Raw genomic sequence first — 21,776 nt, forward strand, 5'->3', positions numbered from 1 at the left:
GATGCATCGCCGATGGTAGTGTGGGGTTTCCCCATGTGAGAGTAGGTCATCGTCAAGATTAAATTCCGAAACCCCAATTGCGAAAGCAGTTGGGGTTTTGTTTTGCCCGCAAAAAAGCATTTCCTTGATTTCTATGCAACGGCCCGGGGCATGGCTATTATTCGGGCCTCATTGTGAGGCGAGACCTGCATGTTGACGTTGTTGAACCTTCTGAAGGATGGTCGATTCCATTCTGGTCAGGATTTGGGGGCTGCCCTGGGAATAAGTCGAAGTGCGGTATGGAAGCAACTTCAGCATCTTGAAGCTGAGCTTGGTTTGTCTATCCATAAAGTGCGGGGTCGGGGATATCAATTGGCCGCACCATTGACGCTTCTCGACTCTCTGGCGATATCGGCAATTGCGCCACTTTGGCCGGTGACCGTACTGGATTCGGTCGACTCGACAAACGCTGAGGCTTTGCGTGCGATCGGCCAAGGGAGTCTGGCGCCCTTTTTGGTGCTCGCGGAGCGACAAGTCTCTGGGCGTGGAAGAAGAGGTCGCAAATGGGTGAGCCCGTTTGCTGAAAATCTCTATTACAGTCTTGTCCTGCGTATCGATGGTGGAATGCGTCAGCTCGAGGGTTTGAGTCTGGTTGTGGGGTTGGCTGTCTTACAGGCTCTGCGGAATTTTGGCGTGCCAGGTGCTGGATTGAAGTGGCCCAACGATGTCTTGGTAGGCAACAAGAAAATCGCCGGCATTCTCCTTGAGCTCGTTGGGGATCCAGCAGATGTTTGCCATGTGGTGCTAGGGATCGGCATCAATGTGAATATGCAGTTGGCTGATGAGGTCGACCAGCAATGGACTTCTATCCGGCTTGAATCTGGCCGAAGCAGTGATCGCAACGCCTTGGTGGCTGAGTTGAGTAAGCAGTTAAACGCTTACATTCAGCGTCACCAGATGGAGGGCTTTTCGGTTCTTCAGGCGGAGTGGGAGGCGAATCATTTGTGGCAAGATCGCTCGGTTTCATTGATTGCGGGTTCAAGCCAGGTAGATGGTGTTGTGGTCGGAATAGATAGTCAGGGTGCGCTGCGCCTGAGGGTGGATGGCGTGGAGAAAGTTTTTAGTGGTGGTGAGCTGAGTCTGAGGTTGCGTGATGATTCTTGAGCTCGACTGCGGGAACAGCTTTATTAAGTGGCGAGTACTAAAGGCTGCGCCCGGGGCTCTCTTTTCTGAGGGGGTTGTCGACTCTGATCTGGCGTTGCTTGACAGTTTGAGATCCCTTGATGGGCTATTGCTGCGCAATTGTCGCGTGGTCAGTGTCAGGACTGCGGAGGAAACTGATGCATTAATCGACGCGATCGAACGGGAGTTCGGTGTTTCGGTGGTGCGAGCGCAGTCAGCTCGTGAAATGTCGGGTGTCAAAAATGGCTATCAAGACTATGAACGTCTAGGGCTTGATCGATGGTTGGCCATGCTTGGCGGGTTTCATCTCGCATCCGGCGGCGCCTGTTTGGTGCTCGATTTCGGGACGGCGGTAACTGCCGATTTTATTGCTGCTAATGGCGAGCATCTTGGGGGCTTTATTTGTCCTGGGATGCCTTTGATGCGGAATCAGTTACGTACTCATACTCGCAAGATTCGCTATGGGGATCTTGCTGCCGAGCGCGCGCTCTCCAGCAACGCACCCGGGCGGACCACCGTAGAGGCGGTAGAGCGCGGGTGTTTATTGATGTTGCGAGGTTTCGTACTGACGCAGCTGGAAATGGCGCGCGCCTACTGGGGGCGAGGCTTCGCAGTCTTTATAACTGGTGGTGATGCTGAATTGGTCGCAGATGTCGCGCCCGAAGCCCGAGTCGTTCCCGACCTGGTGTTTGTGGGGTTGGCTATGGCATGTCCTTTTTCCTGAGGTTTGTATGCGTTGGTTGTTCCTCCTGCTTCTTGTTCTGAATATTTTCTATTATGTCTGGCATCAGCAGGAGGCGCCCTTGCGGGCAAAGGATGTAACGCCTCTCAGTTTGTATCGAGGTTCCCAGCAAGACATTCGCTTGCTTAGCGAAACGACAGGTGATGTTCGAGAAGGGCGAGGGGGGCGACGGCAAGAGTGTCTGTTTCTTGGTGGTTTTTCCCGGCAGGAGTCGCTTTTGGCCCTTCGGCAGCGTTTGACTGATATGGGGGTCGATGTGCAATCTTCGTTGAAGGATGCTGTTGGGGTCGGTTATTGGTTGTCTGTCGCGCCTCAGAGCCAGCGTTTGTTGGGTGACGCGCAGCTACAAAACCTTTCCAACGAATTCAATGAGTTAAAACATAAAATAATGCTGTGTGAGGGGGTTGCACCTGCTGAATAGTTTGCATAGAATGGCGCCCGCTCCACAGCGAAGACCTAAACGGGGATTCAAAGTGAGGCGATGTCAACGCAGCTAACCTCAGGTTTTTAAATGAGAAAATGCTTGACAGGGGTTTGGCATAGTATAGAATGCCGGCCTGATTAGGAGGGGTTCCCGAGCGGCCAAAGGGATCAGACTGTAAATCTGACGTCTACGACTTCGAAGGTTCGAATCCTTCTCCCTCCACCAGATTTAAGCGTGAGCTGCAGGCTCCGCGGGTATAGTTTAGTGGTAGAACCTCAGCCTTCCAAGCTGATGATGCGGGTTCGATTCCCGCTACCCGCTCCAAGTTTGCAGGTTGTGCAAAGTGTTTTGCTCTTGTAGCTCAGTTGGTAGAGCACACCCTTGGTAAGGGTGAGGTCAGCGGTTCAAATCCGCTCAAGAGCTCCATATAACAAGGCAGATATGAAAATATCTGCCTTTGTTTTAATGGCTGATATTGTTTGTCTAATTTCTTCTGTTGAGGGTGATATCGATGGCTAAGGAAAAATTTGATCGTTCCCTGCCCCACGTCAACGTTGGGACCATTGGTCACGTTGACCACGGTAAAACCACTCTGACTGCTGCTCTGACTCGCGTTTGCTCCGAAGTTTTCGGTTCTGCAATCGTTGATTTCGACAAGATCGACAGCGCGCCAGAAGAAAAAGCTCGCGGTATCACCATTAACACCGCACACGTTGAGTACAACTCGAAGATCCGTCACTACGCTCACGTTGACTGCCCAGGTCACGCTGACTATGTGAAGAACATGATCACCGGTGCTGCTCAAATGGACGGCGCTATTCTGGTTTGCTCGGCCGCTGATGGTCCGATGCCGCAAACCCGTGAGCACATCCTGCTGTCCCGTCAGGTAGGCGTTCCGTACATCGTGGTTTTCCTGAACAAGGCTGACCTGGTAGACGACGCAGAGCTGCTGGAACTGGTTGAGATGGAAGTTCGCGACCTGCTGTCCACCTACGACTTCCCGGGCGATGACACTCCAATCATCATCGGTTCGGCTCGTATGGCGCTGGAAGGCAAAGACGACAACGAAATGGGCACTACCGCTGTCAAGAAGCTGGTAGAGACTCTGGATGCCTACATCCCAGAACCAGTTCGTATGATCGACAAGCCGTTCCTGATGCCAATCGAAGACGTATTCTCGATCTCGGGTCGCGGTACTGTTGTGACTGGTCGTATCGAGCGCGGTATCGTTCGCGTTCAGGATCCGCTGGAAATCGTTGGTCTGCGTGACACCACCGTTACTACTTGCACCGGTGTTGAAATGTTCCGCAAGCTGCTCGACGAAGGTCGTGCTGGCGAGAACTGCGGCGTTCTGCTGCGTGGTACCAAGCGTGACGACGTTGAGCGTGGTCAGGTTCTGGTTAAGCCGGGTTCGGTTAAGCCGCACACCAAGTTCACCGCCGAAGTTTACGTTCTGAGCAAGGAAGAAGGCGGTCGTCACACTCCGTTCTTCAAGGGCTACCGTCCACAGTTCTACTTCCGTACTACTGACGTGACTGGTAACTGCGAGCTGCCAGAAGGCGTTGAAATGGTAATGCCAGGTGACAACATTCAGATGACTGTTACCCTGATCAAAACCATCGCGATGGAAGATGGTCTGCGTTTCGCTATCCGTGAAGGCGGTCGTACCGTCGGCGCTGGCGTCGTAGCTAAAATCATCGAGTAAGTGGTTGTAATGTATTTTTCGGGCCGGCATAATGGTCGGCCTGATTTTGTTTTAGGTCAGTAGCTCAATTGGCAGAGCGACGGTCTCCAAAACCGTAGGTTGGGGGTTCGATTCCCTCCTGACCTGCCAGATTCACTCGGTGTGTCTGGCTTTCTTTTCACAGGATCTTCATAGATGACTCCTAAAGCTGAAGCTCAAGGCTCTCGCTTCGATCTGCTCAAGTGGCTTGTAGTTGTCGCTTTGGTGGTTGTTGGCGTTGTTGGCAATCAGTATTACTCTGCTTCGCCGATCCTGTACCGTGTACTCGCATTGCTTGCCATTGCTGCTGTAGCTGCCTTTGTAGGCCTGCAGACTGCGAAGGGCAAGTCTTTCTTTGTACTGGTTAAGGAAGCTCGCACCGAGATTCGTAAAGTCGTGTGGCCAACTCGCCAAGAAACCACGCAGACCACCCTGATTGTGGTGGCTGTTGTTTTGGTTATGGCGTTGCTGTTGTGGGGTCTTGATTCCCTGCTCGGTTGGCTTGTTTCCTTGATTGTCGGCTAAGGGTGTCCCGTGGCTAAGCGTTGGTATGTTGTGCATGCTTACTCGGGTTACGAGAAGCATGTGATGCGCTCGCTGGTCGAGCGCGTAAAGCTGGCTGGCATGGAAGATGGCTTCGGCGAGATTCTGGTTCCCACTGAAGAAGTGGTTGAAATGCGTAATGGCCAGAAGCGCAAAAGCGAACGCAAGTTCTTTCCAGGCTACGTGCTGGTTCAGATGGATATGAACGAGGGTACTTGGCACTTGGTCAAGGATACTCCTCGGGTGATGGGTTTCATCGGCGGTACCGCTGATAAGCCTGCGCCGATCACCGATAAAGAGGCGGAAGCAATTCTGCGTCGTGTTGCTGATGGTAGCGACAAGCCGAAGCCGAAGACTCTCTTCGAGCCAGGCGAAACTGTGCGAGTCAATGACGGTCCATTTGCTGATTTCAATGGCGTTGTTGAAGAAGTTAATTACGAAAAGAGCCGGATCCAAGTGGCTGTGCTTATTTTCGGTCGCTCTACTCCGGTAGAGTTGGAGTTCAGTCAGGTCGAAAAGGTCTAGCTGAACAAGCATCCCAACCCCGCAGCCCTAGGCTGTGGGGTTTTGTCGTCACTGGGATAAACGCGCAAGTAACCGGGGAGCCTTTCGAGGCGTTCGAACCCGTAATTGGAGTGCCTCATGGCCAAGAAAATTACCGCTTACATCAAGCTGCAAGTGAAGGCCGCTCAGGCTAACCCAAGCCCACCTGTTGGTCCTGCTCTGGGTCAGCACGGCGTGAACATCATGGAATTCTGCAAAGCTTTCAACGCCCGTACTCAGGGTCTGGAAGCTGGTCTGCCGACTCCAGTGATCATCACTGTCTACAGCGACCGTAGCTTCACTTTCGAAACAAAATCCACCCCTGCTTCGGTTCTGCTGAAGAAGGCGGCCGGTCTGACCAGCGGTTCCGCTCGTCCGAACACCGTTAAGGTTGGCACCGTTACCCGTGCTCAGCTGGAAGAAATCGCGAAAACCAAAAACGCGGATCTGACTGCAGCTGATATGGATGCAGCCGTGCGTACTATCGCCGGTTCTGCTCGTAGCATGGGCCTTAACGTGGAGGGTGTGTAATGGCTAAGCTGACCAAGCGTCAAAAGGCTATCGCCGGCAAAATCGAAGCAGGCAAGGCCTACAACATTGTAGACGCCGCTGCCCTGCTGGCTGAGCTGTCGACTGTCAAGTTCAGCGAGTCGTTCGACATTGCTGTAAACCTGGGTGTAGACCCGCGTAAATCCGACCAGGTTGTTCGTAGCGCTACTGTGCTGCCGCACGGCACTGGCAAGACTGTTCGCGTTGCTGTGTTCACCCAGGGTCCAGCTGCTGAGGCCGCTCTGGCTGCCGGCGCTGACCGTGTAGGTATGGACGACCTGGCTGCCGAAATGAAAGGCGGCGACCTGAACTATGACGTAGTGATCGCATCCCCGGATGCCATGCGCGTTGTAGGTCAGTTGGGTCAGATCCTTGGTCCACGTGGTCTGATGCCTAACCCTAAGGTTGGTACCGTAACTCCAGACGTAGCTACCGCGGTTAAGAACGCTAAAGCTGGTCAGGTTCGTTATCGCACCGACAAAAACGGCATCATTCACACTTCCGTTGGCAAGATGGGCTTCGACGCCGTCAAGCTGAAGGAAAACGTTGAAGCCCTGATCGCTGATCTGAAGCGTATCAAGCCAGCTTCTTCGAAAGGTATCTACGTCAAGCGCGTTACCCTGAGCACCACTATGGGCCCAGGTCTGGTCATCGACCAGAGCTCGCTGGACGCGTAAGACAAAGGTTGGCGCGATGGTTCGCGCCAATTGAAAGATTGGGGTCCCTGCCTGGCGGGGGCTATCCAAGACCGTAGGCGACGCAAGTCTTAAACCATAAGCCTACGCAGATGGTGCTCCCGGTTCCTTACCGAATCAGACACCAAAACGACATTCGATTCCGATCGAATGAAACGGTAACAAGCAGGAGTTAAACCCGTGGCAATTAATCTCGAAGACAAGAAGGCCATCGTCGCTGAAGTCAACGAGGCTGCCAAAGTCGCTCTGTCCGCTGTCGTGGTTGATGCACGTGGCGTAACAGTAGGCGCAATGACCGGACTCCGTAAAGAGGCTCGTGAAGCTGGCGTTTACGTACGTGTTGTACGTAACACCCTGCTCAAGCGCGCTGTTGCTGACACTCAATACAGTGTCCTCAACGACGTGTTCACCGGCCCGACCCTGATTGCATTCTCGAACGAACATCCGGGCGCTGCTGCTCGTATTTTCAAAGAGTTTGCCAAGGGTCAGGACAAGTTCGAGATCAAGGCAGCTGCGTTCGAGGGCAAGTTCCTCGCAGCTAATCAGATCGACGTACTGGCAACTCTGCCGACCCGTGACGAAGCAATTTCTCAGCTGATGAGCGTGATTCAAGGCGCTACCAGCAAATTGGCTCGTACTCTGGCGGCAATTCGCGACCAGAAAGAAGCTGCTGCAGCCTAAGGCTCGTCAACTTCTCGCGTTTTTTGTTTATTTCGATGGTCGCGTAGGCCGTCCCCCAATTCAGGAATTGAGTCATGTCTCTGACTAACGAACAAATCATCGAAGCAATCGGCCAGAAATCCGTAGTGGAAATCGTTGAGCTGATCAAAGCGATGGAAGAAACCTTCGGTGTTACCGCTGCTGCTGCTTCGGCTGGTCCAGCTGCTGCTGCCGCTGTTGTTGAAGAGCAAACCGAGTTCAACGTTGTTCTGCTGGAAGCTGGCGAGAAGAAGGTTAACGTGATCAAGGCAGTTCGTGAACTGACCGGTCTGGGCCTGAAAGAAGCCAAAGAGAAAGTAGACGGCGCTCCTCAGGTTGTAGCTGAAGGCGTTTCGAAAGAAGCTGCTGAAGACGCCAAGAAGAAGCTGGAAGAAGCAGGCGCTAAAGTCGAGCTGAAATAAGCATCGACTTTGCTCCTCCAGCCCGAGCGTCAAGCGACAGGCTGATGGCTGGTGGCTCTTGCCACCGGCCTTTTTCCGTTATTGGCAGCCGACTGGGTCGGTGCTGATAAAGGCGCTGTAACCACCCGATGCGGTGGAGCAAACCATGGGGTTTGCACGATTTTCTGGCTGCTCCCGTCGGGAGGGGCCAAACAAGCAGGTGACCAAGCTGGGGAACGCTGATGGCTTACTCATATACTGAGAAAAAACGTATCCGCAAGGACTTTAGCAAGTTGCCGGACGTCATGGATGTGCCTTACCTCCTGGCCATCCAGCTGGATTCGTATCGTGAATTCTTGCAAGCGGGAGCGACTAAAGATCAGTTCCGCGACGTGGGCCTGCATGCGGCCTTCAAATCCGTTTTCCCGATCATCAGCTACTCCGGCAATGCTGCGCTGGAGTACGTCGGTTATCGCCTGGGCGAACCGGCATTTGATGTCAAAGAATGCGTATTGCGCGGTGTAACTTTCGCCGTACCTTTGCGGGTAAAAGTGCGCCTGATCATTTTCGACAAAGAATCGTCGAACAAAGCGATCAAGGACATCAAAGAGCAAGAAGTCTACATGGGTGAAATCCCCCTGATGACTGAGAACGGTACCTTCGTAATCAACGGTACCGAGCGTGTAATCGTTTCCCAGCTGCACCGTTCCCCGGGCGTGTTCTTTGACCACGACCGCGGCAAGACGCATAGCTCCGGCAAACTGCTGTACTCCGCGCGCATCATTCCTTACCGCGGTTCGTGGCTGGACTTCGAGTTCGACCCGAAAGACTGCGTGTTCGTGCGTATCGACCGTCGTCGCAAGCTGCCGGCATCGGTACTGCTGCGCGCGCTCGGCTATACAACTGAAGAAGTGCTGGACGCTTTCTACACCACCAACGTTTTCAAACTGAGCGGTGAGACCCTCAGTCTGGAACTGATTGCTTCGCGTCTGCGTGGTGAAATTGCGGTTCTGGACATTCAGGACGAGAAGGGCAAGGTCATTGTTGAAGCGGGCCGTCGTATTACTGCGCGCCACATCAACCAGATCGAAAAAGCCGGCATCAAGACCCTGGAAGTGCCTCTGGACTACGTCCTGGGTCGTACCACCGCCAAGGTCATCGTGCACCCGGCTACCGGCGAAATCCTGGCAGAGTGCAACACCGAGCTGAACACCGAAGTCCTGGCAAAAATTGCCAAGGCTGGTGTTGTTCGCATCGAAACTCTGTACACCAACGATATCGACTGCGGTCCGTTCGTCTCCGACACGCTGAAGATCGACTCCACCAGCAACCAATTGGAAGCGCTGGTCGAGATCTATCGCATGATGCGTCCAGGCGAGCCGCCAACCAAAGACGCTGCCGAAACCCTGTTCAACAACCTGTTCTTCAGCCCTGAGCGCTATGACCTGTCTGCGGTCGGCCGGATGAAGTTCAACCGTCGTATCGGTCGTACCGAGATCGAAGGTTCGGGTGTGCTGTGCAAGGAAGACATCGTCGCGGTATTGAAGACTCTGGTCGACATCCGTAACGGTAAAGGCATCGTCGATGACATCGACCACCTGGGTAACCGTCGTGTTCGCTGCGTAGGCGAAATGGCCGAGAACCAGTTCCGCGTTGGCCTGGTACGTGTTGAGCGTGCGGTCAAAGAGCGTCTGTCGATGGCTGAAAGCGAAGGCCTGATGCCGCAAGACCTGATCAACGCCAAGCCAGTGGCTGCGGCGGTGAAAGAGTTCTTCGGTTCCAGCCAGCTCTCGCAGTTCATGGACCAGAACAACCCGCTGTCCGAGATCACCCACAAGCGTCGTGTCTCCGCACTCGGCCCTGGCGGTCTGACTCGTGAGCGCGCAGGCTTTGAAGTTCGTGACGTACACCCGACTCACTACGGTCGCGTATGCCCGATTGAAACGCCGGAAGGTCCGAACATCGGTCTGATCAACTCCCTGGCTGCTTACGCTCGCACCAACCAGTACGGCTTCCTGGAAAGCCCGTACCGCGTGGTGAAAGAGGGTGTGGTCACTGACGAGATCGTGTTCCTGTCCGCTATTGAAGAAGCCGATCACGTGATCGCGCAGGCTTCGGCGACCATGAACGACCAGAAGGTCCTGATCGACGAACTGGTAGCCGTACGTCACCTGAACGAGTTCACCGTCAAGGCGCCTGAAGAAGTCACCTTGATGGACGTTTCGCCGAAGCAGGTAGTTTCGGTTGCTGCGTCGCTGATTCCGTTCCTCGAGCACGACGACGCCAACCGTGCGTTGATGGGTTCGAACATGCAGCGTCAAGCTGTACCAACCTTGCGCGCTGACAAGCCGCTGGTAGGTACCGGCATGGAGCGTAACGTAGCCCGTGACTCCGGCGTTTGCGTCGTGGCTCGTCGTGGTGGCGTGATCGACTCCGTCGACGCCAGCCGTATCGTGGTTCGTGTTGCTGATGACGAAGTTGAAACCGGCGAAGCTGGTGTCGACATCTACAACCTGACCAAATACACCCGCTCGAACCAGAACACCTGCATCAACCAGCGTCCGCTGGTGAGCAAGGGTGATCGCGTTCAGCGTAGCGACATCATGGCCGACGGCCCGTCCACCGACATGGGTGAACTGGCGCTGGGTCAGAACATGCGCATCGCGTTCATGGCATGGAACGGCTTCAACTTCGAAGACTCCATCTGCCTGTCCGAGCGTGTGGTTCAGGAAGATCGTTTCACCACGATCCACATCCAGGAACTGACCTGTGTGGCCCGTGACACCAAGCTTGGGCCTGAAGAGATCACTGCAGACATCCCGAACGTGGGTGAAGCTGCACTGAACAAACTGGACGAAGCCGGTATCGTTTATGTAGGTGCTGAAGTTGGCGCAGGCGACATCCTGGTGGGTAAGGTCACTCCGAAAGGCGAGACCCAACTGACTCCGGAAGAAAAACTGCTGCGTGCAATCTTCGGTGAGAAAGCCAGCGACGTTAAAGACACTTCCCTGCGCGTACCTACCGGTACCAAGGGTACTGTCATCGACGTACAGGTCTTCACCCGTGACGGCGTTGAGCGTGATGCTCGTGCACTGTCGATCGAGAAGACTCAGCTCGACGAGATTCGCAAGGATCTGAACGAAGAGTTCCGTATCGTTGAAGGCGCGACTTTCGAACGTCTGCGTTCCGCTCTGGTAGGCCATAAGGCTGAAGGCGGCGCAGGTCTGAAGAAAGGTCAGGACATCACCGACGAAGTACTCGACGGTCTTGAGCATGGTCAGTGGTTCAAACTGCGCATGGCTGAAGATGCTCTTAACGAGCAGCTCGAGAAGGCTCAGGCCTACATCGTTGATCGCCGCCGTCTGCTGGACGACAAGTTCGAAGACAAGAAGCGCAAACTGCAGCAGGGCGATGACCTGGCTCCAGGCGTGCTGAAAATCGTCAAGGTTTACCTGGCAATCCGTCGCCGCATCCAGCCGGGCGACAAGATGGCCGGTCGTCACGGTAACAAAGGTGTGGTCTCTGTGATCATGCCGGTTGAAGACATGCCGCACGATGCCAATGGCACCCCGGTCGACGTCGTCCTCAACCCGCTGGGCGTACCTTCGCGTATGAACGTTGGTCAGATCCTTGAAACCCACCTGGGCCTCGCGGCCAAAGGTCTGGGCGAGAAGATCAACCGGATGGTCGAAGAGCAGCGTAAAGTCGCTGAGCTGCGTACCTTCCTGGACGAGATCTACAACCAGATCGGCGGTCGTAACGAAGATCTGGACAGCTTCTCCGATCAGGAAATCCTGGATCTGGCGAAGAACCTGCGTGGCGGCGTTCCAATGGCCACTCCAGTGTTCGACGGCGCCAAGGAAAGCGAAATCAAGGCCATGCTGAAACTGGCAGACCTGCCGGAAAGCGGCCAGATGCAGCTGACTGACGGCCGTACCGGCAACAAGTTCGAGCGTCCAGTTACCGTTGGCTACATGTACATGCTGAAGCTGAACCACTTGGTAGACGACAAGATGCACGCGCGTTCTACCGGTTCGTACAGCCTGGTTACCCAGCAGCCGCTGGGTGGTAAGGCGCAGTTCGGTGGTCAGCGTTTCGGGGAGATGGAGGTCTGGGCACTGGAAGCATACGGTGCTGCTTACACTCTGCAAGAAATGCTCACAGTGAAGTCGGACGATGTGAACGGCCGTACCAAGATGTACAAAAACATCGTGGATGGCGATCACCGTATGGAGCCGGGCATGCCCGAGTCCTTCAACGTGTTGATCAAGGAAATTCGTTCCCTCGGCATCGATATCGATCTGGAAACCGAATAACACGTGACGCGAATCGAGAGCGGGGCAGGATTGCCCGCTCTCTGCTCCGCCAGGAGGAAAGGCCTTGAAAGACCTACTGAATTTGCTGAAAAACCAGGGTCAAGTCGAAGAGTTCGACGCCATCCGTATCGGATTGGCCTCGCCTGAGATGATCCGCTCATGGTCGTTCGGTGAAGTTAAAAAGCCGGAAACCATCAACTACCGTACGTTCAAACCTGAGCGTGACGGTCTGTTCTGCGCCAAGATCTTTGGCCCGGTAAAGGATTACGAGTGCCTGTGCGGTAAGTACAAGCGCTTGAAGCACCGTGGTGTGATCTGCGAGAAGTGCGGCGTTGAAGTTGCACTGGCCAAGGTTCGTCGTGAGCGCATGGCGCACATCGAACTGGCTTCGCCGGTTGCCCACATCTGGTTCCTGAAATCGCTGCCGTCCCGTATCGGCTTGCTGATGGACATGACCCTGCGTGATATCGAACGCGTTCTCTACTTCGAGAGCTATGTCGTTATCGATCCAGGCATGACCACCCTTGAAAAAGGTCAGCTGCTGAACGACGAGCAGTACTTCGAAGCGCTGGAAGAGTTCGGTGATGACTTCGATGCCCGTATGGGTGCTGAAGCTGTCCGTGAACTGCTGCACGCTATCGACCTGGAACACGAGATTGGCCGTCTGCGCGAAGAAATTCCGCAAACCAACTCCGAAACCAAGATCAAGAAGCTGTCCAAGCGTCTGAAGTTGATGGAAGCCTTCCAGGGTTCCGGCAACCTGCCAGAGTGGATGGTGCTGACCGTTCTGCCGGTTCTGCCGCCAGATCTGCGTCCACTGGTCCCGCTGGACGGCGGTCGTTTCGCGACTTCCGACCTCAACGATCTGTATCGTCGAGTGATCAACCGTAACAACCGTTTGAAGCGCCTGCTGGATCTGTCCGCTCCGGACATCATCGTGCGCAACGAAAAGCGTATGTTGCAGGAAGCTGTCGATGCTCTGCTCGACAACGGTCGTCGTGGCCGCGCTATCACCGGTTCGAACAAGCGTCCTCTGAAATCCCTGGCTGACATGATCAAGGGTAAGCAAGGTCGTTTCCGTCAGAACTTGCTCGGTAAGCGTGTTGACTACTCCGGTCGTTCGGTAATTACCGTAGGCCCGACCCTGCGTCTGCACCAGTGCGGTCTGCCGAAGAAGATGGCTCTCGAGCTGTTCAAACCGTTCATTTTCGGCAAGCTCGAAATGCGTGGTCTCGCGACCACCATCAAAGCGGCCAAGAAAATGGTCGAGCGCGAACTGCCAGAGGTTTGGGACGTTCTCGCTGAAGTGATTCGCGAACACCCGGTTCTTCTCAACCGTGCACCGACCCTTCACCGTCTGGGTATCCAGGCGTTTGAACCGGTACTGATCGAAGGTAAGGCTATCCAGCTGCACCCTCTGGTCTGCGCCGCGTACAACGCCGACTTCGACGGCGACCAAATGGCCGTGCACGTACCGCTGACACTGGAAGCCCAGCTGGAAGCGCGTGCGTTGATGATGTCGACCAACAACATTCTGTCGCCGGCCAACGGTGAGCCAATCATCGTTCCGTCGCAGGACGTTGTATTGGGTCTGTACTACATGACTCGTGAAGCGATCAACGCCAAAGGCGAAGGTCGTGTATTTGCGGATCTGCAGGAAGTTGACCGTGTGTTCCGTGCCGGCGAAGCCGCACTGCACGCCAAGGTTAAAGTTCGTATCAACGAAACCGTCAACGACCGTGACGGCAACAGCGTAAGCGGCACCCGTATCGTCGACACCACTGTCGGCCGTGCGCTGCTGTTCCAGGTTGTGCCAAAAGGTCTGTCGTACGACGTCGTCAACCTGCCGATGAAGAAAAAGGCGATCTCCAAACTGATCAACCAGTGCTACCGCGTGGTTGGTTTGAAAGAGACCGTGATCTTCGCTGACCAGTTGATGTACACCGGTTTCGCTTACTCGACCATCTCCGGCGTTTCCATCGGTGTTAACGACTTCGTTATCCCGGACGAGAAAGCCCGCATCATCGGTGCAGCCACCGACGAAGTGAAAGAGATCGAGAGCCAGTACGCCTCCGGCCTGGTAACCCAGGGCGAGAAGTACAACAAAGTGATCGACCTTTGGTCGAAAGCGAACGACGAAGTTTCCAAGGCAATGATGGCCAACCTCTCGAAAGAGAAGGTTATCGACCGTCACGGCGTTGAGGTCGATCAAGAGTCTTTCAACTCGATGTACATGATGGCCGACTCGGGTGCGCGGGGTTCCGCAGCACAGATTCGTCAGCTGGCCGGTATGCGTGGTCTGATGGCCAAGCCGGACGGTTCCATCATCGAAACGCCGATTACTGCGAACTTCCGTGAAGGTTTGAGCGTACTTCAGTACTTCATCTCGACTCACGGTGCTCGTAAAGGTCTGGCGGATACCGCGTTGAAAACTGCGAACTCCGGTTACCTGACTCGTCGTCTGGTAGACGTGGCGCAGGATCTGGTTGTAACCGAGATCGATTGCGGCACCGAACACGGTCTGCTGATGACTCCGCACATTGAAGGCGGTGACGTTGTAGAGCCGTTGGGTGAGCGCGTATTGGGTCGTGTTATTGCCCGTGACGTATTCAAGCCAGGCACCGAGGACGTTATCGTTCCGGCCGGTACTCTGGTTGACGAGAAGTGGGTTGAGTTCATCGAGCTGAACAGCATCGACGAAGTGATCGTGCGTTCGCCGATCAGCTGCGAAACCCGCTATGGCATTTGCGCCAAGTGCTACGGCCGTGATCTGGCTCGTGGTCACCAGGTGAACATCGGTGAAGCGGTCGGCGTTATCGCTGCCCAGTCCATCGGTGAGCCGGGTACCCAGCTGACGATGCGTACGTTCCACATCGGTGGTGCGGCAAGCCGTACTTCCGCAGCCGACAGCGTTCAGGTGAAGAATGGCGGTACCGTCCGTCTGCACAACCTGAAACACGTTGAGCGAGTGGATGGTCACCTGGTTGCTGTGTCCCGTTCCGGTGAGCTGGCCATCGCTGATGACTTCGGTCGTGAGCGCGAGCGTTACAAGCTGCCGTACGGTGCTGTGATTTCGGTTAAAGAAGGTGACAAGGTCGACGCTGGCGCAATCGTGGCCAAGTGGGATCCGCACACTCACCCGATCGTTACCGAAATGAAAGGTACCGTGACCTACGTGGGCATGGAAGAAGGCATCACGATCAAGCGTCAGACTGACGAATTGACCGGTATGACCAACATTGAAGTACTCGACGCGAAAGATCGTCCAGCTGCGGGCAAAGAAATCCGTCCAGCAGTGAAGATGGTTGACGACAACGGCAAGGATCTGTTGCTGCCAGGCACTGACGTTATCGCTCAGTACTTCCTGCCAGCCAACGCCCTGGTCGGTGTTGCGGACGGTGCGAAGATCGCGATCGGTGATGTTATCGCGCGTATCCCGCAAGAAACTTCGAAGACTCGCGACATCACCGGTGGTCTGCCGCGTGTTGCCGACTTGTTCGAAGCCCGTCGTCCGAAAGAAGCGTCGATTCTGGCTGAAGTCAGCGGCACCATCGCGTTCGGTAAAGAGACCAAAGGCAAGCGCCGTCTGGTCATTACCCCGAACGACGGTTCCGATCCGTACGAGGAGCTGATTCCGAAGTGGCGTCACCTGAACGTGTTCGAAGGCGAACAGGTAAACCGCGGCGAAGTTATCTCCGACGGCCCAAGCGATCCGCACGACATCCTGCGTCTGCTGGGTGTAAGCGCGCTGGCCAAGTACATCGTCAACGAGATCCAGGACGTTTACCGTCTGCAAGGCGTGAAGATCAACGATAAGCACATCGAGACCATCCTGCGTCAGATGCTGCGTAAAGTTGAAATCGCTGAATCCGGCGATTCGAGTTTCATCAAGGGCGACCAGATGGAACTGACTCACGTACTGGTAGAGAACGAGCGTCTGGGCGGCGAAGACAAGTTCGTCTCCAAGTACACTCGCGTTCTGTTGGGTATCACCAAGGCGTCGTTGTCCACCGAATCGTTCATCTCGGCGGCTTCCTTCCAGGAAACCACCCGCGTACTGACCGAAGCGGCAGTCACCGGCAAGCGCGATTACCTGCGCGGCCTGAAAGAAAACGTGGTCGTGGGTCGTCTGATCCCGGCAGGTACCGGCCTGGCATATCACAGCGAGCGCAAGCGTCGTCGTGAAGCAGACAAGCCGTTGCGCGTAAGCGCCAGTGAAGTGGAAGCTGCACTGACCGAAGCGCTGAACTCGAGCGGTAACTGAGTTCTGCGATAAATGAGCGTAAGGCCCTGATCGCTCCGTTCGTCGAATCGAGACATATTGTCAAGGTTCGACGGGCGGGGAGGTCGGGGCCTTGCCTTGACTGGGGACAAGATCCTCTTTAGACTCTTGATCCCCTAAATTTGGCGGGAATTCGTTCCTGCCATTTTGCTTTTCTTGCAAGACAATAGCGTCGCAAGACAACAGTGGAGCTAGTAGATGGCAACTATCAACCAGCTGGTACGTCAGCCGCGTAAGCGTATCGTCGAGAAATCCGACGTACCTGCGCTGCAGAACTGCCCGCAACGTCGTGGCGTGTGCACCCGTGTGTACACCACTACGCCGAAAAAACCTAACTCGGCACTGCGTAAAGTATGCCGTGTGCGCCTGACCAACGGTTTCGAGGTTTCCTCGTACATCGGTGGTGAAGGTCACAACCTGCAAGAGCACAGCGTGGTACTGATCCGCGGCGGTCGTGTAAAAGACTTGCCAGGTGTTCGTTACCACACCGTTCGCGGCTCCTTGGATACTTCCGGCGTTAAAGGTCGTAACCAGGGTCGTTCGAAGTACGGTACCAAGCGTCCGAAGTAATCGGCCGTTTTGCAGATTTTCATTTTATTGAGTCGATAAGAGTAAGGTCGGGCACGCATCCATTGGATCTGTCCCGAGCTAACCTGAAGACCGCTTGAGGGCTTATCATGCCAAGACGTCGCGTAGCAGCAAAGCGTGAGATTCTGGACGATCCGAAATACGGAAGCCAGATCCTCGCCAAATTCATGAACCACGTTATGGAAAGCGGCAAGAAAGCCGTTGCCGAGCGTATCGTTTATGGTGCCCTGGAAACCGTTGCGACCCGTAAGGCTGGCACCGATCCCCTGGAACTCTTCGAAAAAGCACTCGACGCCATCGCTCCGCTGGTCGAAGTGAAGTCGCGCCGCGTTGGTGGTGCTACTTACCAGGTTCCGGTCGAGGTTCGTCCTTCCCGTCGTAACGCTCTGGCAATGCGCTGGTTGGTAGACTTCGCCCGTAAGCGTGGCGAGAAGTCTATGGCTCTGCGTTTGGCTGGCGAACTGCTGGATGCTGCTGAAGGTAAAGGTGCTGCTGTTAAGAAGCGTGAAGACGTGCACCGTATGGCTGAAGCCAACAAAGCTTTCTCGCACTACCGCTTCTAATTTTAGCTTCACTAATTTTGCGAGGGCTTTATGGCTCGTACTACTCCGATTAGCCGCTACCGTAACATCGGTATCGTCGCTCACGTGGATGCTGGTAAAACCACCACCACCGAGCGCGTCCTTTTTTACACCGGCAAAAGTCACAAAATGGGCGAGGTGCATGATGGCGCCGCGACCACAGACTGGATGGTGCAGGAGCAGGAGCGTGGTATTACCATTACTTCTGCTGCCATCACCGCCTTCTGGAAAGGTTCCGAGAAGCAGTACAAGGATGAGCACCGCTTCAACGTAATCGATACCCCGGGCCACGTTGACTTCACTATTGAAGTTGAGCGTTCCCTGCGCGTACTCGACGGCGCTGTCGTTGTGTTCTGCGGTACTTCGGGTGTTGAGCCTCAGTCGGAAACCGTATGGCGTCAAGCCAACAAATACGGCGTTCCTCGTCTTGTTTACGTAAACAAGATGGACCGTGCTGGCGCTAACTTCCTGCGCGTGATCGGTCAGATCAAGCAGCGTCTGGGTCACACTCCGGTGCCGATCCAGTTGGCGATCGGTTCCGAAGACAACTTCCAGGGTCAGATCGATCTGATCAACATGCAAGCTGTCTACTGGAACGACTCTGACAAAGGTATGGTTCCTGTTCGCAAGGACATTCCTGCTGAGCTCCAAGAGCTGGCTGAAGAGTGGCGCAACAACATGGTCGAAGCTGCTGCTGAAGCCAACGAAGAGCTGATGAACAAGTACCTGGAAGGCGAAGAGCTGTCGATCGAAGAGATCAAAGCTGCTTTGCGTCAGCGTACTATCGCCGGCGAAATCGTTCTGGCCGTTTGCGGTTCTTCGTTCAAGAACAAGGGCGTTCCCCTGGTTCTCGACGCCGTTATCGACTTCCTGCCTGCACCGACCGACATTCCTGCTATCAAGGGTACTGACCCGGATAACGAGGAAATCGAGCTGGAGCGTCATGCAGACGATGCGGAGCCGTTCTCGGCTCTGGCGTTCAAGATCGCTACCGACCCATTCGTGGGTACTTTGACCTTCGTCCGCGTTTACTCGGGCGTGTTGAACTCCGGCGACGGCGTGATCAACTCGGTTAAAGGCAAGAAAGAGCGCGTGGGTCGTATGGTGCAAATGCACGCAAACGCCCGTGAAGAGATCAAGGAAGTGCGCGCTGGCGACATCGCGGCCCTGATCGGCATGAAGGACGTCACCACTGGTGAAACCCTCTGCAACGCTGACAAGCCAATCATCCTGGTTCGCATGGACTTCCCGGAGCCGGTTATTTCGGTTGCCGTAGAGCCTAAGACCAAGGATGACCAGGAAAAAATGGGTATCGCACTGGGCAAACTTGCTCAGGAAGACCCGTCTTTCCGCGTTAAAACTGATGAAGAGACTGGTCAAACGATCATCTCCGGCATGGGCGAACTGCACCTGGACATCCTGGTTGACCGGATGCGCCGTGAGTTCAACGTCGAAGCCAACATCGGCAAGCCTCAGGTTTCGTATCGTGAGCGCATCACGAAGAACTGTGAAATCGAAGGCAAGTTCGTTCGTCAATCCGGCGGTCGTGGTCAGTTCGGCCACTGCTGGATCCGTTTTGCTCCTGCTGACGAAGGTCAGGAAGGTCTGCAATTCGTGAACGAAGTTGTAGGTGGTGTGGTTCCTAAGGAATACATCCCGGCTATCCAGAAGGGTATCGAAGAGCAGATGAAGAACGGCGTTGTTGCCGGCTATCCGCTGATCGGCCTGAAGGCTACCGTGTTCGATGGTTCTTACCACGACGTCGACTCCAACGAGATGGCGTTTAAAGTGGCTGCCTCCATGGCGACCAAGCAACTGGCCCAGAAGGGCGGTGGTGAGTTGCTTGAGCCGATCATGGCTGTAGAGGTTGTTACGCCTGAAGACTATATGGGTGATGTGATGGGCGACCTTAACCGTCGTCGCGGCATGATCCAGGGTATGGAAGACACAGTGTCCGGCAAGGTTATCCGTGCCGAAGTTCCACTGGGTGAGATGTTCGGTTATGCGACCGACGTTCGCTCCATGTCCCAGGGTCGCGCAAGCTACTCTATGGAATTCAAAAAATACGATACGGCTCCGTCGCACATCGTCGAATCCGTAACCAAAAAACAAGGCTGATTCAGCCCCTTTAGGCTAGGAGTTAATTGTCGTGGCTAAAGAAAAATTTGATCGTTCCCTACCGCACGTCAACGTTGGCACCATCGGTCACGTTGACCACGGTAAAACCACTCTGACTGCTGCTCTGACTCGCGTTTGCTCCGAAGTTTTCGGTTCCGCAATCGTTGATTTCGACAAGATCGACAGCGCGCCAGAAGAAAAAGCTCGCGGTATCACCATTAACACCGCACACGTTGAGTACAACTCGAAGATCCGTCACTACGCTCACGTTGACTGCCCAGGTCACGCTGACTATGTGAAGAACATGATCACCGGTGCTGCTCAAATGGACGGCGCTATTCTGGTTTGCTCGGCCGCTGATGGTCCGATGCCGCAAACCCGTGAGCACATCCTGCTGTCCCGTCAGGTAGGCGTTCCGTACATCGTGGTTTTCCTGAACAAGGCTGACCTGGTAGACGACGCAGAGCTGCTGGAACTGGTTGAGATGGAAGTTCGCGACCTGCTGTCCACCTACGACTTCCCGGGCGATGACACTCCAATCATCATCGGTTCGGCTCGTATGGCGCTGGAAGGCAAAGACGACAACGAAATGGGCACTACCGCTGTCAAGAAGCTGGTAGAGACTCTGGATGCCTACATCCCAGAACCAGTTCGTATGATCGACAAGCCGTTCCTGATGCCAATCGAAGACGTATTCTCGATCTCGGGTCGCGGTACTGTTGTGACTGGTCGTATCGAGCGCGGTATCGTTCGCGTTCAGGATCCGCTGGAAATCGTTGGTCTGCGTGACACCACCGTTACTACTTGCACCGGTGTTGAAATGTTCCGCAAGCTGCTCGACGAAGGTCGTGCTGGCGAGAACTGCGGCGTTCTGCTGCGTGGTACCAAGCGTGACGACGTTGAGCGTGGTCAGGTTCTGGTTAAGCCGGGTTCGGTTAAGCCGCACACCAAGTTCACCGCCGAAGTTTACGTTCTGAGCAAGGAAGAAGGCGGTCGTCACACTCCGTTCTTCAAGGGCTACCGTCCACAGTTCTACTTCCGTACTACTGACGTGACTGGTAACTGCGAGCTGCCAGAAGGCGTTGAAATGGTAATGCCAGGTGACAACATTCAGATGACTGTTACCCTGATCAAAACCATCGCGATGGAAGACGGTCTGCGTTTCGCTATTCGTGAAGGCGGTCGTACCGTCGGCGCTGGCGTCGTAGCCAAAATCATCGAGTAATCTCTTTTATAGAGTTTGCTTGTTGACTTGAAAAAGCCCCCGCTCAGCGGGGGCTTTTTTATTGGGTTGACACCTATCTGGGGCGTCTATAGAATTGCGCCTCCTTTTAACGGGCGTATTGCGCTCGGTGGGAATAGCAGCCGGAGTCTGAAATCCAATGCAAAATCAGCAAATCCGTATCAGGTTGAAGGCTTTCGACCATCGCCTGATCGACCAATCAACCCAGGAAATCGTGGAAACCGCGAAACGTACTGGTGCTCAAGTGCGTGGTCCAATTCCACTGCCTACCCGTAAAGAGCGGTTCACCGTTCTGGTTTCTCCGCACGTCAACAAAGACGCGCGCGACCAGTACGAAATCCGCACTCATAAGCGCGTTCTGGACATCGTCCAGCCAACGGATAAAACCGTTGATGCTCTTATGAAGCTTGATCTTGCGGCCGGTGTGGAAGTGCAGATCAGCCTCGGCTAAGACTCGGTCTTAGTCGTGTAACGCTCTGAAATGGGCGGCCATAGCGGGTGAAAGCCCCGTACACTCATGAGGTTTACAACATGACTATTGGTGTAGTCGGTCGTAAATGCGGTATGACCCGTATTTTCACCGAAGAAGGTGTCTCCATTCCGGTCACGGTCATTGAGATCGAGCCGAATCGCGTCACCCAGTTCAAAACTGAAGAGACCGATGGCTATCGTGCAGTGCAAGTCACTGTCGGCGAGCGTCGTGCTTCGCGTGTAACAGCAGCTCAGGCTGGCCACTTCGCTAAAGCGAACGTTGCCGCTGGTCGCACTACCATGGAATTCCGTCTTGAAGAAGGCGAGTACCAGGCTGGCGATCTGATCAACGCTGAAATCTTCGCCGCTGGTCAACTGGTTGATGTAACCGGTCAGTCCAAAGGTAAAGGCTTCCAGGGTACGATCAAGCGTTGGAATTTCCGCGGGCAAGATAACACCCACGGTAACTCCGTATCCCACCGCGTCCCAGGCTCTATCGGCCAGTGCCAGACTCCTGGTCGTGTATTCAAGGGCAAGAAAATGTCCGGTCATATGGGCGCTGAGCGCGTGACCGTGCAGTCCCTGGAAGTAGTGCGCGTGGACGCTGAACGCAATCTGTTGTTGGTCAAGGGTGCTGTTCCTGGCGCTACTGGCGGCAACCTGGTTGTACGTCCAGCAGCCAAGGCTCGCGGTTAAG

The 21,776-nt window shown here is 54.8% G+C and carries 18 protein-coding genes and 4 tRNA genes; all 22 read left to right on the plus strand.

Annotated elements, in window-relative coordinates; translation table 11 throughout:
* Positions 1-189 precede the first annotated feature (189 nt).
* The 22 genes from birA to rplC all read left to right on the plus strand — a co-directional run bounded on the left by birA (position 190) and on the right by rplC (position 21,775).
* Positions 190-1,143, plus strand: a complete 954-nt coding sequence (gene birA, locus GTU76_RS26515) for a bifunctional biotin--[acetyl-CoA-carboxylase] ligase/biotin operon repressor BirA (RefSeq protein WP_175553087.1) — start codon at positions 190-192, stop codon at positions 1,141-1,143.
* Positions 1,133-1,885, plus strand: a complete 753-nt coding sequence (locus GTU76_RS26520; protein ID WP_180699976.1) for a pantothenate kinase — start codon at positions 1,133-1,135, stop codon at positions 1,883-1,885. The genes birA and GTU76_RS26520 overlap by 11 nt, the downstream gene beginning before the upstream one ends.
* Before the next feature lie 7 nt (positions 1,886-1,892).
* A complete protein-coding gene (locus GTU76_RS26525; RefSeq protein WP_016983619.1) occupies positions 1,893-2,324 on the plus strand; it encodes a hypothetical protein in 432 nt (143 codons plus the stop codon).
* Between the two features lie 143 nt (positions 2,325-2,467).
* Positions 2,468-2,552 (plus strand) — tRNA-Tyr (locus tag GTU76_RS26530).
* A 25-nt stretch (positions 2,553-2,577) separates the two neighbouring features.
* Positions 2,578-2,651, plus strand: a tRNA-Gly gene (locus tag GTU76_RS26535).
* 26 nt (positions 2,652-2,677) lie between these two features.
* Positions 2,678-2,753 (plus strand) — tRNA-Thr (locus tag GTU76_RS26540).
* A gap of 85 nt (positions 2,754-2,838) precedes the next feature.
* Positions 2,839-4,032, plus strand: coding sequence for an elongation factor Tu (gene tuf / locus GTU76_RS26545; protein ID WP_064361246.1), 1,194 nt, complete (start codon positions 2,839-2,841; stop codon positions 4,030-4,032).
* A gap of 53 nt (positions 4,033-4,085) precedes the next feature.
* A tRNA-Trp gene (locus tag GTU76_RS26550) sits at positions 4,086-4,161 on the plus strand.
* Positions 4,162-4,206: 45 nt separating this feature from the next.
* Positions 4,207-4,575, plus strand: coding sequence for a preprotein translocase subunit SecE (secE, locus tag GTU76_RS26555; protein ID WP_009045851.1), 369 nt, complete (start codon positions 4,207-4,209; stop codon positions 4,573-4,575).
* 9 nt (positions 4,576-4,584) lie between these two features.
* Entirely contained in the window at positions 4,585-5,118 is a 534-nt protein-coding gene (gene nusG / locus GTU76_RS26560) for a transcription termination/antitermination protein NusG (protein ID WP_007916492.1), read from the plus strand.
* 117 nt (positions 5,119-5,235) lie between these two features.
* On the plus strand, positions 5,236-5,667 hold the full coding sequence (gene rplK, locus GTU76_RS26565; protein ID WP_003228756.1) for a 50S ribosomal protein L11: 432 nt from the start codon (positions 5,236-5,238) through the stop codon (positions 5,665-5,667).
* Positions 5,667-6,362, plus strand: coding sequence for a 50S ribosomal protein L1 (gene rplA, locus GTU76_RS26570; protein ID WP_016984191.1), 696 nt, complete (start codon positions 5,667-5,669; stop codon positions 6,360-6,362). Before rplK ends, rplA begins: the two co-directional genes overlap by 1 nt.
* Before the next feature lie 198 nt (positions 6,363-6,560).
* Positions 6,561-7,061: a 50S ribosomal protein L10 gene (gene rplJ / locus GTU76_RS26575; protein WP_008081912.1), complete on the plus strand. Its 501-nt coding sequence runs from the start codon at positions 6,561-6,563 to the stop codon at positions 7,059-7,061.
* Between the two features lie 74 nt (positions 7,062-7,135).
* Positions 7,136-7,501, plus strand: coding sequence for a 50S ribosomal protein L7/L12 (gene rplL, locus GTU76_RS26580; protein ID WP_003228750.1), 366 nt, complete (start codon positions 7,136-7,138; stop codon positions 7,499-7,501).
* A gap of 221 nt (positions 7,502-7,722) precedes the next feature.
* Positions 7,723-11,796 carry a DNA-directed RNA polymerase subunit beta gene (gene rpoB, locus GTU76_RS26585; protein ID WP_016984190.1) on the plus strand — a complete coding sequence of 1,358 codons (4,074 nt, stop codon included), beginning with the start codon at positions 7,723-7,725 and terminating at the stop codon, positions 11,794-11,796.
* 64 nt (positions 11,797-11,860) lie between these two features.
* Positions 11,861-16,060 (plus strand): DNA-directed RNA polymerase subunit beta', encoded by a 4,200-nt coding sequence (gene rpoC / locus GTU76_RS26590; protein WP_016984189.1) that lies wholly within the window; start codon positions 11,861-11,863, stop codon positions 16,058-16,060.
* A 216-nt stretch (positions 16,061-16,276) separates the two neighbouring features.
* Positions 16,277-16,648 carry a 30S ribosomal protein S12 gene (rpsL, locus tag GTU76_RS26595; RefSeq protein ID WP_003186084.1) on the plus strand — a complete coding sequence of 124 codons (372 nt, stop codon included), beginning with the start codon at positions 16,277-16,279 and terminating at the stop codon, positions 16,646-16,648.
* A 107-nt stretch (positions 16,649-16,755) separates the two neighbouring features.
* Complete coding sequence (gene rpsG, locus GTU76_RS26600; protein WP_007916467.1) at positions 16,756-17,229, plus strand: 30S ribosomal protein S7; 474 nt, start codon at positions 16,756-16,758, stop codon at positions 17,227-17,229.
* A gap of 30 nt (positions 17,230-17,259) precedes the next feature.
* On the plus strand, positions 17,260-19,365 hold the full coding sequence (fusA, locus tag GTU76_RS26605) for an elongation factor G (protein WP_016984188.1): 2,106 nt from the start codon (positions 17,260-17,262) through the stop codon (positions 19,363-19,365).
* 31 nt (positions 19,366-19,396) lie between these two features.
* The gene (gene tuf, locus GTU76_RS26610; protein ID WP_064361246.1) at positions 19,397-20,590 is read left to right on the plus strand and encodes an elongation factor Tu; all 1,194 of its coding nucleotides are present in this window, start codon (positions 19,397-19,399) and stop codon (positions 20,588-20,590) included.
* A 157-nt stretch (positions 20,591-20,747) separates the two neighbouring features.
* Positions 20,748-21,059, plus strand: coding sequence for a 30S ribosomal protein S10 (gene rpsJ / locus GTU76_RS26615; protein ID WP_003186070.1), 312 nt, complete (start codon positions 20,748-20,750; stop codon positions 21,057-21,059).
* Positions 21,060-21,139: 80 nt separating this feature from the next.
* Positions 21,140-21,775, plus strand: coding sequence for a 50S ribosomal protein L3 (gene rplC / locus GTU76_RS26620; RefSeq protein WP_003228738.1), 636 nt, complete (start codon positions 21,140-21,142; stop codon positions 21,773-21,775).
* Position 21,776: the final 1 nt, after the last annotated feature.

The organism is Pseudomonas crudilactis (assembly GCF_013433315.1).
Lineage (GTDB): Bacteria > Pseudomonadota > Gammaproteobacteria > Pseudomonadales > Pseudomonadaceae > Aquipseudomonas > Aquipseudomonas crudilactis.

What these genes read in the sequence shown, in the direction of transcription:
- birA (WP_175553087.1), top strand. Translation starts at nt 190, where the DNA reads ATGTTGACGTTGTTGAACCTTCTGAAGGATGGTCGATTCCATTCTGGT.
- GTU76_RS26520 (WP_180699976.1), top strand. Translation starts at nt 1,133, where the DNA reads ATGATTCTTGAGCTCGACTGCGGGAACAGCTTTATTAAGTGGCGAGTA.
- GTU76_RS26525 (WP_016983619.1), top strand. Translation starts at nt 1,893, where the DNA reads ATGCGTTGGTTGTTCCTCCTGCTTCTTGTTCTGAATATTTTCTATTAT.
- tuf (WP_064361246.1), top strand. Translation starts at nt 2,839, where the DNA reads ATGGCTAAGGAAAAATTTGATCGTTCCCTGCCCCACGTCAACGTTGGG.
- secE (WP_009045851.1), top strand. Translation starts at nt 4,207, where the DNA reads ATGACTCCTAAAGCTGAAGCTCAAGGCTCTCGCTTCGATCTGCTCAAG.
- rplK (WP_003228756.1), top strand. Translation starts at nt 5,236, where the DNA reads ATGGCCAAGAAAATTACCGCTTACATCAAGCTGCAAGTGAAGGCCGCT.
- rplA (WP_016984191.1), top strand. Translation starts at nt 5,667, where the DNA reads ATGGCTAAGCTGACCAAGCGTCAAAAGGCTATCGCCGGCAAAATCGAA.
- rplL (WP_003228750.1), top strand. Translation starts at nt 7,136, where the DNA reads ATGTCTCTGACTAACGAACAAATCATCGAAGCAATCGGCCAGAAATCC.
- rpoB (WP_016984190.1), top strand. Translation starts at nt 7,723, where the DNA reads ATGGCTTACTCATATACTGAGAAAAAACGTATCCGCAAGGACTTTAGC.
- rpsL (WP_003186084.1), top strand. Translation starts at nt 16,277, where the DNA reads ATGGCAACTATCAACCAGCTGGTACGTCAGCCGCGTAAGCGTATCGTC.
- rpsG (WP_007916467.1), top strand. Translation starts at nt 16,756, where the DNA reads ATGCCAAGACGTCGCGTAGCAGCAAAGCGTGAGATTCTGGACGATCCG.
- fusA (WP_016984188.1), top strand. Translation starts at nt 17,260, where the DNA reads ATGGCTCGTACTACTCCGATTAGCCGCTACCGTAACATCGGTATCGTC.
- rpsJ (WP_003186070.1), top strand. Translation starts at nt 20,748, where the DNA reads ATGCAAAATCAGCAAATCCGTATCAGGTTGAAGGCTTTCGACCATCGC.
- rplC (WP_003228738.1), top strand. Translation starts at nt 21,140, where the DNA reads ATGACTATTGGTGTAGTCGGTCGTAAATGCGGTATGACCCGTATTTTC.